The sequence below is a fragment of the Fluviicola chungangensis genome, assembly GCF_007558725.1.
Classification (GTDB): domain Bacteria; phylum Bacteroidota; class Bacteroidia; order Flavobacteriales_D; family Crocinitomicaceae; genus Fluviicola; species Fluviicola chungangensis.
In genome coordinates, this window is record NZ_VLPL01000002.1 from 84,807 (window position 1) to 99,001 (window position 14,195).

12 protein-coding genes are annotated in these 14,195 nt (G+C 42.4%); 4 read left to right on the top strand and 8 right to left on the bottom strand.

Going from position 1 to position 14,195, the window contains the following annotated elements; translation table 11 throughout:
* Position 1: 1 nt before the first annotated feature.
* Positions 2–610 (top strand): hypothetical protein, encoded by a 609-nt coding sequence (locus FO442_RS04025; RefSeq protein WP_144331870.1) that lies wholly within the window; start codon positions 2–4, stop codon positions 608–610.
* Here FO442_RS04025 and FO442_RS04030 read toward each other — a convergent pair whose 3' ends face one another.
* The 3 genes from FO442_RS04030 to fbp form a co-directional block, all read right to left on the bottom strand.
* A complete protein-coding gene (locus tag FO442_RS04030) occupies positions 611–1,285 on the bottom strand; it encodes a tetraspanin family protein (protein ID WP_144331871.1) in 675 nt (224 codons plus the stop codon).
* Positions 1,286–1,390: 105 nt separating this feature from the next.
* Positions 1,391–1,732 carry a hypothetical protein gene (locus tag FO442_RS04035; RefSeq protein WP_144331872.1) on the bottom strand — a complete coding sequence of 114 codons (342 nt, stop codon included), beginning with the start codon at positions 1,730–1,732 and terminating at the stop codon, positions 1,391–1,393.
* 1 nt (position 1,733) lies between these two features.
* Positions 1,734–2,750, bottom strand: a complete 1,017-nt coding sequence (gene fbp / locus FO442_RS04040; protein ID WP_144331873.1) for a class 1 fructose-bisphosphatase — start codon at positions 2,748–2,750, stop codon at positions 1,734–1,736.
* Between the two features lie 100 nt (positions 2,751–2,850).
* Here fbp and FO442_RS04045 point away from each other — a divergent pair, with 100 nt between their 5' ends.
* On the top strand, positions 2,851–3,756 hold the full coding sequence (locus tag FO442_RS04045) for a DMT family transporter (protein WP_144331874.1): 906 nt from the start codon (positions 2,851–2,853) through the stop codon (positions 3,754–3,756).
* 66 nt (positions 3,757–3,822) lie between these two features.
* On the opposite strand, the gene FO442_RS04050 is transcribed toward FO442_RS04045, so the two are convergent.
* Complete coding sequence (locus FO442_RS04050; protein ID WP_144331875.1) at positions 3,823–5,340, bottom strand: GH3 family acyl-acid amido synthetase; 1,518 nt, start codon at positions 5,338–5,340, stop codon at positions 3,823–3,825.
* A 156-nt stretch (positions 5,341–5,496) separates the two neighbouring features.
* Here FO442_RS04050 and FO442_RS04055 point away from each other — a divergent pair, with 156 nt between their 5' ends.
* Entirely contained in the window at positions 5,497–6,315 is an 819-nt protein-coding gene (locus tag FO442_RS04055; RefSeq protein ID WP_186279882.1) for a universal stress protein, read from the top strand.
* A 50-nt stretch (positions 6,316–6,365) separates the two neighbouring features.
* Here the strand turns inward: FO442_RS04055 and FO442_RS04060 are convergent, their stop codons facing one another.
* From FO442_RS04060 to FO442_RS04070, 3 genes are all read right to left on the bottom strand, one after another.
* Positions 6,366–6,764: a hypothetical protein gene (locus tag FO442_RS04060; RefSeq protein ID WP_144331877.1), complete on the bottom strand. Its 399-nt coding sequence runs from the start codon at positions 6,762–6,764 to the stop codon at positions 6,366–6,368.
* A gap of 62 nt (positions 6,765–6,826) precedes the next feature.
* A complete protein-coding gene (locus tag FO442_RS04065; protein ID WP_144331878.1) occupies positions 6,827–10,735 on the bottom strand; it encodes an adenylate/guanylate cyclase domain-containing protein in 3,909 nt (1,302 codons plus the stop codon).
* 61 nt (positions 10,736–10,796) lie between these two features.
* Complete coding sequence (locus FO442_RS04070; RefSeq protein WP_144331879.1) at positions 10,797–11,309, bottom strand: ferritin; 513 nt, start codon at positions 11,307–11,309, stop codon at positions 10,797–10,799.
* 102 nt (positions 11,310–11,411) lie between these two features.
* Here FO442_RS04070 and rnr point away from each other — a divergent pair, with 102 nt between their 5' ends.
* Complete coding sequence (gene rnr, locus FO442_RS04075; RefSeq protein WP_144331880.1) at positions 11,412–13,568, top strand: ribonuclease R; 2,157 nt, start codon at positions 11,412–11,414, stop codon at positions 13,566–13,568.
* A 59-nt stretch (positions 13,569–13,627) separates the two neighbouring features.
* Here rnr and FO442_RS04080 read toward each other — a convergent pair whose 3' ends face one another.
* Complete coding sequence (locus tag FO442_RS04080; protein ID WP_144331881.1) at positions 13,628–14,134, bottom strand: hypothetical protein; 507 nt, start codon at positions 14,132–14,134, stop codon at positions 13,628–13,630.
* Positions 14,135–14,195: the final 61 nt, after the last annotated feature.

A 14,195-nucleotide genomic window follows, 5' to 3' on the forward strand; every position in this document is an offset into this window, starting at 1 on the left:
TATGGAGGAACAACACGAACGCTTATTCGATTTGATAGCATCCAAACCTTTTGAGGACCTCAACAAAGAAGAACGGTCTTTTGTTTTAAATCACCTCACGGAAGCCGAATACAGCCTTCAGCGAAAAGTGATCGCTACTGCTGAAATGCTCGAATACGATTCCGGGGAACCACTTGCGTTGCGGCTTCCCAAAACGAAAACCCATTTGTTGAACAGAAGCATCCCGCTTTACCAGGTATTGATCGGCGCAGCCTGTTTGGTGCTTCTTTTTATGGCCGGAAAACAGAAAAACTATTCGTTGAATTGGCACTTTTCCGAACACCCGTTGGAAATTTCCCTGGCAAACGGCGTTTCTTCCGGAAAGATCATCCACGACACGATCATTAAAGAGATTCCTGTTTTACGAACCGTTTCAGACGTCATTCATGATACGATAACGATCGTTCAAACAATTACCCGGCAGCCGGAAAGACGCATGCTGGAAGCCGGTAATACCCTTATCTATCCGGAATTAAATGAAAAACTGTTTGAAACCAGGAGTGTTCCTTATAAAGAGGACCAAACGGCGCGCTTTTTGCCGGATGTATCGGTTATGAATACGCTGAAATAACTATCCGAAACTTGAATTGCTTATCGCATAGATTAAAAAAACAAACGTTCCGGCAACAAGTAATATCAGTGCCATCAATGCAAAAAAGGTCCCCCAAAATCCGGTTCGGTTACGCCGCCATTTCAATAACCCGACAATGGCAAAAATAACAGCCGTAATAAGGCAAATTACCGCCAGAACAATCGGCCAATTCAAACTGCTCTGATCAAAGGCATAGAAAATCAATATTAAATAACCCATTGCAAACACAAATGCATTCAGAGCGAAAAGGTTTACTTCTTTTTTAGGAGTTTCTTCTTCCTCTACAGGCAATCTTTTTTCCCTTACACTTTTCACTGCCATGGCTAATTTGTCCGCAAGTGCCGTTTCAGAATACGGAATTTCCGGTTTTTTCAGTTCCTGGTTACTTAGCAGATCTTGCTTGGTTTGTAAGGTATCCGGTGCATTCATTCCCGTGCGCTTTTCAGCCAATTCCATTTCTTCTTCCCAAATGCTATCCGCAGAAGTTATCGGATCTGTTTTTGGTTCGGGTTCTTCCGCTTTCACACTATTTTTTCCTGTTGAAACGGATTTATTCCAGGAAATATAATAACCGTTTCGAAACGTCCGCTTTTGAATTGTACAAGATGGCATAAGAGTAATGCAAGTGGTAATCAATAAGACAAGTAGTCGCATAATCAATCGTTTTGTTATGCAAACTAAGTGAAAATCGATTTTTTGATTGTTGCGGAAATCCGTACTTGAAAAAAGTATTCCGTACAGTTTATTGATCTAGCCAGTCTAGTTCGAACGGAACTTCAAAACCAGCTGTTGACCGTAAAAAATGAAAAGTATGATCAACCCGCTTCCGAAGAAAATTAATGCGAGCGGCCGCGTTCCATCTTCAAAGAAAAACTCCCCGATCATCCAGGTCGAATTGGCGAGGATCCAGAGAATGACTGCCAGGTTGTGCATCAGCTCGGAATATGATTTGCGCATTTTCCATGTCAGCCAGATTGCCACAGAAATGGTTGGCAGGATCATAAACGTTCCCAGCCATTTCAAATCTGCCGCCCAACAAATATCTTTGAGAAGCCACAGTAAGATATGAAGGTTTTCTATTTTCCGGAAGTCGAAGAACATTTCAGGCTTTCGCGCGGGCAGTTTCCAAACAGTTCATTGCTTTTTCCATCATGTTTTTGGAGCCTGTAAAGAATCCGCAGCGCTGATGCAACTGGTGCGGTTCCAAGTCCAAAATGCGTTCTGTACCATTTGTTGCCATTCCACCGGCCTGTTCTGCAATAAAGGCCAATGGATTGCATTCATACAACAAACGCAATTTTCCTTTCGGGCTCTGGTTTGTAACAGGGTAAATATAAATTCCCCCTTTGATCAGGTTTCGGTGGAAATCTGCTACCAGCGACCCGATGTATCTTCCGGAATAAGGTCTTCCGTCCGCCTGCACTTCCTGGCAAAACGAAATGTAATCTTTTACTCCTTGTTCACATTCGTGAATATTTCCCTCGTTCATCGCGTAAATACGTCCCATTTCCGGCATCCGCATATTCGGGTGAGATAAACAAAACTCACCGATAGAAGGATCCAATGTAAATCCGTTCACCCCATGTCCGGTGGTATAAACCAACATGGTTGATGAACCGTACAACACGTATCCTGCAGCAACCTGCCGGGTTCCTTTTTGCAGCATGTCTTCCAGGGTTGCCGGAGAACCTTTTTGGGAAACGCGTTTGTAAATGGAGAAAATGGTACCGATCGAAACATTACAGTCGATGTTGGACGAACCGTCCAGCGGATCAAATAACACGATGTATTTCCCGCTTTGAGCGCGTTCCGAAGTAAATGCCAAAAAGTCGTCATTCTCTTCCGATGCAATCCCACAAATTTCACCACTGGATTCAAATACCCGGATAAACTGATTATCCGCCACCACATCCAGCTTTTGCTGTTCTTCACCCTGCACGTTCATATCTCCGTGAGAACCAAGAATGTGATCTACCAAACCGGCTCTGCGAACATCTCTGGCCACAATTTTTGATGCAATTGAAATATCGTTCAGAATGCGGGATAATTCTCCCGAAGAACCGGGAAACTCCGCCTGGCGTTCCATAATAAAATCGCTCAATGTGATGATGTGTGACATAACTGCTGTTTTTTACAAAGATAGGAAATAGACATTAGGATTTTAAGACTTTCCTATATTAAGACCGTATCTTTAAAATCCGAATACCTAACTTTGGCGCATGTTTGAAAAATTCCGGTATCATATTTTGATGCACCTCATTATTTTCATGTGGGGCTTTACGGGAATTTTAGGAAAACTCATTCATATTGAAGCCCAGTACCTGGTTTGGCACCGCATCCTGATTGCCTTTATTTCTTTAATGATCGGGTTGTACTTTCTGAAAATGCCGATGCGGATTCGCAACCGAAAAGCCCTGCTGAAAGTTTTGGGGACCGGGATTATTGTGGCATTGCACTGGATCACATTTTACAGTGCGATTAAGCTTTCTACGGCTTCACTGGGAATTTTGTGTTTGTCAACAGCAACATTGCACGTCACATGGATTGAACCCATCGTTTTCAAAAAGAAGTTTTCATGGGTCGAATTCGCTTTCGGGCTGTTGGTCATTTTCGGGATCTATTTTGTCTCTTCCGACTTTGATGAAAAACAATATTTAGCTCTTGCCTTAGGGTTGACTTCAGCACTTTGTGCGGGTTTCTTTTCGGTATTCAATGCAAAACTGGTAGAAGAAGTTCCGTCATCCGCTATTACCCTGCATGAAATGGGAATTGGTTTGGTTTTCCTTTCCGGAATGCTTTTATTCAATGGAAAACTGGACAGTAATCTATTCAAAATGACCGGCGGCGATTTTGCATGGTTGTTGTTCCTGGGAATTTGTTGTACTTCCTTTGCATTCATTGCAACCATTGAAGTCATGAAAAAGCTGGGTGCTTTCACCGTCTCTTTAAGCATTAACCTGGAACCGGTTTATACCATTCTATTGGCAATTCCGATCCTGCACGAAGATGAGTTGCTGAATGGGAACTTCTACGCGGGTTCAGCGATGATCATTCTCGTAGTAATTGCCAATGCTCTTTACAAATCCAGGCAACGCGACCGTGTTCTTAAAAGAAGAATGGGCTAATGAATGTTGTGTCATTCGTTTGAAAGACGTGACAGAATGTAAAAAACACGAATCATTTTCCTGCTTTTAAATTCCCAAAAACAACCTCCATTCCTGTGCTTGGTGTTCATTCATCACCCGCGGGAATTTATTCTGCGATCCCAGCTTCCCTTTTTCTTCCATGAATTGATAGAAGTTGTTTACATCCGTCTGATAGGAAGCCGGTGTTTTCAAGGTATCGTATTTTCTGACAGAAGCATAATCGTCGTTTAACTCACACAGGAAAGTATCCACTGTTCTCATCACCAATTCATTGTCCATAGGCTTGTCCGTTCCGAAACACCAGTAATGTCTTTGTTCGTCTGAATTGGCATACAGGCAGAATTCGGGAATGGCTACATTGAGTTTTTCGCCGGCTTTCATGATTGCCGTGTTGATATTGTCCAGGGATAAATGCTCACCGACTAAGCTCAAATATTGCTTGATCCGTCCACTGATGCGAATTTCACGTCGCTCCAAATCTACGAACTGGACCAGGTCACCAACCAAATAGCGCCACAAACCGGCATTGGTTGAAATCACCAATGCGTAATCTTCTCCGGTAATTACCTCATTTACCGTCAACGCTTTGGCTTCCGGTTTCAGGTTTCCGTATTCATCAAAATTACCGCGGTTAAACGGAACGAATTCGAAGAAAATACCCGATTTCAAAAGCAACTGCATTCCGTTACTTTCCGCTCTTTTCTGGTAGGCGAAATATCCTTCCGAAGCCAGGTAAGTGTTCAGAATGTGTACTTTCTTCCCACATACTTTTTCAAAACGTTTCAGGTATGGTTCCACGTACACTCCTCCCGTTAAGTATAATTCCAGGTTCGGCCAGATATCATGGATCGAATTCACCTGGTATCTTTCGATGATGCGTTCCATGAGCATGATGCACCAACTGGGAATTCCGGCAATGGTACTGATGTCCCATTCGGGAGCTTTTTCCACCATGCGATCCAGTTTTTTATTCCAATCTTTGATTGCAGCCGTTTCACTATCCGGTTTGGTCAGCGGGAGCAGCACAACGGATGTATGTTTCTTCAGGATTCCGGATAAATCTCCCTCATAATGTTTTCCTTTTTTTTCCGGTTTGGAAGATCCTCCAACGGCAATCAATGATTTTTGGTAAAATCCATCCGACAAATTCAGGTCTGCTGTGGCTGTAAATTGTTTGATCGTATTTCGCTGAAACGAACGGATCATTTGTTTTGTTACGGGAATTCGCTTACTTGGCGAACCGGTTGTTCCGGAAGAAAGTGCAAAATATTTAATTTTCCCCGGCCAGATCACATCTTCTTCGTCATCCAGGCAACGGTGCAGCCAGGTTTGATAAAACTGATCGTAATCGCGGATTGGAATTGCTTTCTGGAACTCTTCAACCATGTTTTCCGAATCCAAAATAGACTGAAAATCATAATGATAGCCAAATTTGGTTTCCTGAGCAAACTTCAAAATTTTTGAGAGAACTTTTATTTGATCCTTAAAATCAAGTCCTTTCAACGCATTTCTCCGCGCCGAAAATTCGGTAGTCTTTTTAAGTAATTTCCCGATTATTGGCATCTTTTCTTCATTTTGTAATCCTTACAAAAGTGAGAAAAAACAACGACTTATTGTTTTATTAACGTCTTATTTTTAATATTGATTTAAGAAATAGAATCTAGCTTCTAATGCTTTGATTACATTTGCACTACTATATAAAACCCACAAATGCTCCTTATGGAAAAAAAGACCATTATTGTTCCCCATGATTTTACCCCGGTTGCGGAAAACGCTCTGAATCATGCTATTAATACGGCAAAGAGAACCGGTGCAGAAATTTTGCTTTTACATGTCGTGGCAAAAGAAAAAGCTGTTGGTGAAGCTGAAGAAAAACTAAAAGCCGTTGTTGAACAACACAAACAAGAAATAAAAATTACTTCGTTTATCCGGGTTGGAAATATTTTTGATGATATCGGCGACTTTGCCTCTGAGAATCATGCCGAATTAATTTTCATGGGTACGCACGGTCAAACCGGGTGGCAGCACATCACAGGAAGTCACGCGTTAAAAGTGATCACGCATTCTACCGTTCCTTTTATTGTTGTCCAGGAAAAACCGATTAAAGAAACCGGGTATGACGATATCGTTGTTCCCCTGGACTTAAACAAGGAAACGAAGCAAAAACTGGCATACGTTGCCAACATTGCTACTTACTTCAAATCACGTGTACACGTAATCACCCCGGACGAATCCGACGAGTTTTTGCGTCACCAGGTAAAGGCAAATATCCAGTTTGCGGTCCGTTTCTTTCATGAAAGAGGAATCGACGTGACGACAAAAGTGGTTCCGACCAGTGGATTTGACAAAGAAGTAGTAAAGCACGCTGTTTCCCTGGACGCGGATTTGATCGCAATTATGAATTTGAACCGCAATAACATGTTGGGGGTCATTACAGCAAATCACGAGCAGTATATTCTTACCAATGATGCGCAAATTCCAACATTGATCGTTAATCCGGTTGCAGGAAAATACGGAAGCAGTGTTTTATTCAGCTAAGATTTATTGAATACTTATAGAAAAGGGGCTTTTAAGAAGCCCCTTTTTAGTTAATTTGTTTTTAGGTATCTGTATGTCTTGCTTCCGCTTGCAATGTCTTCCCGGAGCCAGAGCGTGTCGACTAAACGATCAATAATATAACCATCAGGAATTCCGGTCAGGTCCATGATCAATTCATGTGTTCCGGTCAGGACGGATACTTTTGAATGGTATACGAATAATCCCGTGTAAAAAACACTGTCATTTCGTTTCCATTCCAGGTTCTTGTAATCAATAAAAGTTAATACCTGACTGTTTGAAGAAGAAGCGGTATCTTCATAGAATGTGCTGTCCTGAGTGGTTGAAACCCAGCTCCAGGTTGTGTTTTGTAAACTGCTGTAAGGTGTGGATTCCTTTGTTTTACAGCTACAGGTGATTAGGACAAGCAGCGCTAAAAAACCAAACTTCATTTTCATTTTTTTTTCAAAAATAGACTTGTTTTTTTATTCTACCTAATCAAATCCTACTTTGATCAATCCTTATACTCATTTCTGGCCAGACGCTCTTCCACCTCTTTCAGGTTTTGCATTTTTTTGGTTTGTCTGCTGGCAATGGCTGTTGGCGTAAAGTACTTATGCATATTCAGGAAAGCAACCTGCATAAGGTCCCATTGCCGGTCACCTTGAATCTTTCCGTGTTCGCGCAATTCTCTTCTTAAACGGTCCGAGATCTCATGAAAATCGTCTCTTCCAAGGTAATCCAAATCGGCATCACAAATAATTTGCTCCAATTTATTCTTCGGTTGATGCGGAATTTGCGTCACGAAAATCAACTCTTTGATCTGGGCGATGTGCTGGTCCGAATATCCGTATTTCGGAAGAATTTCTTCCGCCATCCGGGCCCCGATGGGCTCATTTTTTTCATAGCTTTCTACAAACCCGGCGTCGTGATAGGTAGCTGCGGATTTGAGCAGGAACAACCCTTCATCCGTTACACCTTCCAGGAGTGCGTAACGTTCCACTGCACGCACAACATCTTTGGTATGTTCAATACTATGATAATGTAACATCGGAGACAATCCCTTTTCCAGCACTTTAATGATATGCCGTTCTGCTTTGTAGTAATTGATGCTGCTGTATAAATGCAGATTGACAATTTGCTGGAAACGATCATTCGGATAGAGTCCTTCTCCGTTTCTGGAAAGTTCCGGTTTGATGCGCTCTACCGTAAACATTTCGATCAATCCCTTACTTTTTGTTTTTACCTTTCCGCGGTAAGTACATTCAAAGTAAGGTTCTATCAGTTTAAAGGTAGACCCTGAAATGGTTACCCTTCCAGGTTCTCCCATCATTTCCATTCGCTGTGCCTGGTTGACTGTTGCTCCCCAGATATCATACGCCAATCTTTCCGAACCGATTACCCCGGCCGTTACTTCCCCGGTATTGATCCCGAGACGCAACTCCCAGTATTCTTCTCCTGTTTTCAACGCATTTTCTTTCAGCGTATTCATGTAGTCCTGGATCTGAAGAGCTGCCAGAACTGCATCAATCGGGTTGGTATTGTTTCTAACAGGAACACCTCCGGCACACATGTATGCATCACCGATCGTTTTAATTTTTTCCAGGTTGTTTTTTACAATGATCTCATCGAATTTCCGGAAATACACATCCAGTTTGTTTACCAGGTCTGTTGGTTTTAATCCTTCCGCAATCTTGGTGAACCCGACAAAATCCGTAAACAATACAGAAACCGTTTTATATGCCCGCGCCGAAGCTCTTCCTTTCGTTTTTAATTCTTCTGCCGTTGATTCCGGTATAATGTTTCGAAGCAGGGTTTCTGTTTTGTCTTTCTCAATTTGAAGCAGGCGTTTTTGTTCTTCAACCTTTGTTTTCTCTTCTTCAATGACCTTTTTCTGAGATTCGATTTTCATGTTTTGAGCGCGAATCTCCTTTGTTCTTTCCACAATTTTCATCTCCAGCCGGACCTGGTCTCTTCTGGCCAAATTAATTCGGGAACGGATGAAAATGATAATTACCAGGGTCAAAACGATCAAAACCAGTACCCAAAACCACCACTTCCACCAAAAAGGAGCAGCTATCTCGATATTCATGCTGGATGTTGCCTGAACCCAATTTCCGTCAATGCGTTTAACATATACTTTGAGAACGTAAGATCCGGGAGTCAGGGACGTAAAGTGAATTTCACTTGAAGAACCCAGATATACCGAACCTTCATCCAATCCTTCCAATTCGTATTTGAACTGGAGCAAATCGCGGTTGATCAGGTCTGTGGGTACAAAGCGGATCGTAAAACTTCGTTCATCGTATCCCAATTTGATCTCCGACTGATAAAAAAACGATTCTTTAAAGGGTGCATTTTTATCTCCCGGTTTCAGCCACTGATCATCGAAGCGGAATTTCAGGAAGTTGACATATACTTTTTCCTTCAATTCCTGCAAATTTTCTGGGTTGAAAAAATTGTATCCTTCAATACCCCCAAAATACATTTCTCCGGTTCCGGAAAGCAAATAAGCACCGGTATTAAACTCGTTGCTCATCAGTCCGTTTACTTCGGAGTAATTCGTGCAGTGTTCCTGGGCCGTATTAAATCTGCACAACCCTTTATTGGTACTCAACCACAGGTTTCCTTTTTTATCCGGAAGGATTCCGTAAACGAAATTATTTGGCAACCCTTGTTTACGTGTGTAGGCAACAACATCTCCTGTTTTCAAATTCAATTTAAGCAATCCGGATCCGGAAGATCCCAGCCACAACGTAGTTTCATCTTCCTGGTAGATACTCGAGATCACGTCCCTGCTCGCCTTCAGAATGGATTTGTTCATCGGATAGGGAACGATTTGCTCTTTTCCTTTTTTATCGTGCGTGAGAATATTGATTCCCCCTACTCCGGTGGCAAAATAATAGGTGTCATTCAATCCCTTGTATGCAACCCGGCAAACACCCGCACCAATGGTCGTTTTTGGTTTTTTGGGATCGTAGACAAACGGTTTAAACTCTCCGGTCTTCAGATCATACAACAGCACTCCGCCTTTTGTAGCGATAAAAAATTGGGATTGTTTGTATGGTGTGATCCTATACACCCGTTGGAAACCGGATGGGTTGGAAATTCCTTTGTAATTGATCTTTTTAAATATTCCCTGGCCGTCCCGGATCTTTAATTCATACAACCCGTCGTTGGCCCCGATCAAAAAGTGCCGATCACTTATGAGGTGAATGGAAACAATGCTGTTTTCGTTGAAATCCTCGGATTTTGAAATATAATAGTGTTTGAACGTCCCTGTTTTCCTGTCCAATTCGGAAATAGCAAAATCCGTGGCGATGTAAACCTTCGAGTAATCATCTGATTCTTCGAAGCCCCAAACACTTTCCGAAGGTAATCCCTGGGAGAGATTGGAAGCGGGACCGACGCCGAAAAACGAATCGTTTTTGGGGTTGAAGCCACTTAATCCTCTCAGTGTTCCGATCCAGATCGTTCCGTTCTCATCGCAAAACAATTCGTTGAGTTCGTTGAACAAAATCGCATTCTTCTGGAAAATATCTTTTTTACTGAATGTGATCCGGTAACCATCTTTGGAGTTATTTACACTGATCAGCCCATTGTTTACCGTTGCAATGTAAAATTCGTTCATTGATTTTACATATACGTCTGAGAATTCTTCAATTCCGTATTCTTTGCCAATAAATTTTAAGAACGGAAACAGTTTCCCCGATTGAGTATCGAACAGCCACAGGCCTTCATTACTTGATAAAATAAAACTGCTTTCGGTAAAGGCTTCCACATCTGAGACCAGCCAGGTTTTTTGACTGTTGGGCGGAGTCAGTTGTTTCCATGCTTTCGATTTCAGGTTGTAAACATATACCCCCACATCTTCAAACGAAACGACCAATTGTTCCTTCGAAACGAACCGAATGTAATGGATGCGTTTGGAAGGAATTGCTCCCGTTAAAAAGGAGATTTTTTTTGTGGTCCGATCGTATTTGGCCAATCCATGCGTGGAGGATCCCAGCCAAATATTCCCGTTCTCCTCTTCCGAAATACTTTCAATGGAAAGGTTGTTTTCGTCTGAAGCCAAAAGGGAGCGGAATGTTTCCTTCCGTGGGTTGTAAACAGAAATTCCATCTGCCGTCCCGAACCACAATTGTCCCGATTGGTCTTTTAATCCGCAATGAATGTAGGAACTTGCCAACCCCGGCGTGTCATCGGAAGTAAATACTTCAAATTGCTGTCCGTCAAAACGGTTCAAGCCGTCTTGCGTTCCGAGCCATAGGGTGCCGGCTTCATCCTGCACAATAGTCGTCACCGAACTCTGCGAGAGTCCATCGTTAATAGAAAAATTTCTAAAACGATACGAGACTTGACTTACCGCGCTAGTAGTAGCAAACGCAACAACAGCTCCAATTCCTAGTAATCGAACGAGCATACGTATTTTATTTCGTTTATTTCAACGAATAATTCACTGAAAAAGTTTCACTCTCAGGGCCTTATGCTTTCTGACCGACACCTCCTGCTTTGGCAGCAGTTTCCATATCACGGTCAAACAAATAAAGACCTCCTTTATCTCCGCCAATCAAACGCAATTTATCCAGAATACTGCGCCCCAACGCTTCTTCTTCCAATTGCTCGGAAACATACCATTGCATGAAATTGTGTGTGGAATAATCCTTTTCCTGCAGGCAAACGTCAACAACGTTGTTGATGCTTTCAGAAACTCCCACTTCATGCTCAAGTAACAATTCAAAAACACGCTCCAGGGAATCGTATTCTCTTGGAGGTTCCGGAATTGAAGGAACAACAGCTACACCTCCGCGCTCATTCACAAATTTGATCAGCTTCAACATGTGGAACCGCTCTTCATCTGAATGGGAGTACATAAATTTGGCTGTACCGTTCAACCCTTTTGTTTCAGCCCAGGAAGCCATCGCAAGGTAATATTGAGAGGAAGAAGATTCTTTTTGAATTTGATCATTTAATGCCGCTTCAATTCGCTTATTCATTGTTGTAAATTTTTATTCTGTTTCTATCAAAGTTACCATTTTAAGCTTAAAATTGAACATCTTACCTGCAATTAATCGTATTTTTACACTACAACGCGAATTATGGGGAAAAAAGGACCAAAAAAAATCAAAGACAAATCGACCAAGAAATTAAAAACCGGTCTGTATCACATCATTCGAAAATTATTTGAACAACATCCCGACGCTCTTTTGAACTACAAACAGGTCTGCAGTTTGCTGCATGTTCACGACAGTGAATCCCGTAAATTGGTTGTGGCCCTGCTCCGTGAATTGGAAACAGAAGGTTTTCTGCGCAAAAGCGGTCATGAAACCTATGCTTATTCCAATATTACCGAAACGATTGAGGGAGAATTGGAGCTGACGCAGCGTGGTTCCGGATTTGTTACGGTTGGGAAAAACGAGCCGGATATTTTCATTGCCCCGCATAATATCGGTCACGCCATCCACGGAGATATTGTGAAAGTCACACTCATCAAAAAAAGCGGTACCCGTCCGGAAGGCAAGATCATGGAAGTGGTTTCTCGCGAGCGGACCCAGTTCGTTGGAACGATCCACATGTATGATAAACATGCATTTTTAATTCCCGACAATACCAAAACCGGAGTCAAGATCTACATTCCCCTTGAAAAACTCAATAAAGCAAAAAACAAAGATAAAGCACTGGTAAAAATTACCGTTTGGCCCAAATCTGCGGAGTTTCCTTTCGGGGAAGTGATCCAGACTTTGGGAGGAAATTCGATTCACGATACGGAAATGATCTCGATTTTGATCGGGCAGGGAATTCCGATTGAATTTGAAGCGGATGTCATGAACGAAGCGGAGCAAGTGAGTTTGGAACTGGATCCGGTGGAAGTCGCGAAGCGACGGGATTTCCGCGATATTCTGACCTTTACCATCGATCCGGTAGATGCAAAAGATTTCGATGATGCGCTATCTATCCGCAAATTGGAAAACGGACATTACGAGATCGGTGTACACATTGCGGATGTGAGTCAGTATGTGAAATCGGATTCAGCGATGGACAAAGAAGCTTACCGGCGCGGGAATTCCGTTTACCTGGTTGACCGCGTCATTCCCATGTTGCCGGAACAGCTTTCCAACATGGTCTGCTCCCTGAGACCGAAAGAAGATAAATTTACCTTTTCGGCCGTTTTTGAATTGGATGAAACTGGAAAATTGTACAACGAATGGTTCGGCAAAACCGTGATTCATTCAGACCACCGTTTTGCATACGAAGATGCGCAAGAAATTTTGGAAGGAGCAGAAGGTCCATACAAGGAAGAATTGCATTTGTTAGATAAAATCGCAAAAATCTATCGAAAAGAACGGTTTAAACAGGGCGCTTTGATGATCAACTCGGAAGAAATCCGCTTTAAACTGGATGAAAACAAAGAGCCGGTTGATGTCGTTGTGAAGGTTTCAAAAGATGCGCATCAGCTGATCGAAGAGTTCATGCTTTTGGCAAATAAACGCGTAGCGATGTTTGTTGGAATGCCGCAAAAGGGCAAAGATCCTGTTCCATTTGTTTACCGCGTCCATGACAAGCCCGATCCGGAAAAAATCGCATTATTCAGTTTATTTTTAGATAAGTTCGGACATGCTTTGGAATTTACAAGTCCGGAAAAGGCAGCACAGAGTATCAACAAATTATTGAACGATATCCGTTTGAAGAACGAGTACAGTATCATTCAGCAAATGGCAATCCGGAGCATGGCGAAGGCAACGTATGATACGGACAACATCGGCCACTACGGTTTGGCTTTCCAGTACTACACCCACTTTACTTCACCTATTCGCCGGTATGCCGATTTGATGGTTCACCGCATTTTATTGGAGTGCCTGGAGCACAGGCCGCATAAATACAACTCGGCACTGGAAGATATCTGCAAACGCATTTCACGCACGGAGCGCAAAGCAACGGAAGCGGAGCGCGAATCCAATAAGTACTTCCAGGTGGTGTTTGTTCACGACAAGATCGGAGAAGAATTTGACGGAATTGTTTCCGGTTTGGCTGAATTCGGGTTGTTTGTGCGCATGACCGAAAATGCATGTGAAGGAATGGTTGCACTACAAGAACTTCCCGGCGACCGTTATACCTTCGATGAAAAGACGATGACGATTGTGGGCCAGAAAACCGGGAAAACGTTCCATTTCGGAGATAATGTCCGGGTGAAGATCTCGGAAGTTCACCCAAAGAAGAGACAAATTGACCTGGAGCTGGTTTCGGTGGCGGAGTGATTAACCACGAAGCTCACAAAAACCACGAGGCTTTCGTATTTTCTCTTGATTTAGTTCATTTACCTGATCTCCCGGTAAAACAGGACTTTTTGGTCCAGGAACCACAACTTTCCTCCTTCGCTTTCGAAGAACAAGTCCGGGTGACCGTGATAATCCGCATCGGAATTTTCCAATTCAGTCGAAAGCTCCTTGCTCAACCAGGGAAAATCAAATGTTTTTTTCCGGTAATTTGGTAATGCATAATCCGTTTTTTTACACAGATCAAGCATTTTTTTAAAGGTCCGCGAATCAAAATAAAGAACCGCCTGCAAATAATCGTCTTTTGGTTCATCAGAACCACCTCCATTTATTGTCTCAATAAAGGTGTGATGAAACTCCACTTTTTCGGGCCGGAATTTTTCCAGGTTGATCAGCTTTCCCAACTTGTTTACACTGGTGGATTCGTCTGCTTTGACAACATAAGAGGTCGGAGTGCCTTCTTCCGATGATCCCTCCAAATCACAAGAACCCAAACTGAATAAAATGAGTAGACTGTAAATGACGATTATTTTTCGGTTGACTTTCATATTTGTTCTTTATTGTAAATTAATTTCATCCAAATTAGTTCAATGTGTTGATTTTTCAAAC

Bases quoted from the DNA above. Each gene is read 5' to 3' on its own strand.
- FO442_RS04050 (WP_144331875.1), bottom strand. From the start codon at position 5,340: ATGCCAATAATCGGGAAATTACTTAAAAAGACTACCGAATTTTCGGCG.
- FO442_RS04060 (WP_144331877.1), bottom strand. From the start codon at position 6,764: ATGAAGTTTGGTTTTTTAGCGCTGCTTGTCCTAATCACCTGTAGCTGT.
- FO442_RS04080 (WP_144331881.1), bottom strand. From the start codon at position 14,134: ATGAAAGTCAACCGAAAAATAATCGTCATTTACAGTCTACTCATTTTA.
- FO442_RS04025 (WP_144331870.1), top strand. From the start codon at position 2: ATGGAGGAACAACACGAACGCTTATTCGATTTGATAGCATCCAAACCT.
- FO442_RS04035 (WP_144331872.1), bottom strand. From the start codon at position 1,732: ATGTTCTTCGACTTCCGGAAAATAGAAAACCTTCATATCTTACTGTGG.
- FO442_RS04065 (WP_144331878.1), bottom strand. From the start codon at position 10,735: ATGCTCGTTCGATTACTAGGAATTGGAGCTGTTGTTGCGTTTGCTACT.
- FO442_RS04055 (WP_186279882.1), top strand. From the start codon at position 5,497: ATGGAAAAAAAGACCATTATTGTTCCCCATGATTTTACCCCGGTTGCG.
- rnr (WP_144331880.1), top strand. From the start codon at position 11,412: ATGGGGAAAAAAGGACCAAAAAAAATCAAAGACAAATCGACCAAGAAA.
- FO442_RS04045 (WP_144331874.1), top strand. From the start codon at position 2,851: ATGTTTGAAAAATTCCGGTATCATATTTTGATGCACCTCATTATTTTC.
- fbp (WP_144331873.1), bottom strand. From the start codon at position 2,750: ATGTCACACATCATCACATTGAGCGATTTTATTATGGAACGCCAGGCG.
- FO442_RS04070 (WP_144331879.1), bottom strand. From the start codon at position 11,309: ATGAATAAGCGAATTGAAGCGGCATTAAATGATCAAATTCAAAAAGAA.
- FO442_RS04030 (WP_144331871.1), bottom strand. From the start codon at position 1,285: ATGCGACTACTTGTCTTATTGATTACCACTTGCATTACTCTTATGCCA.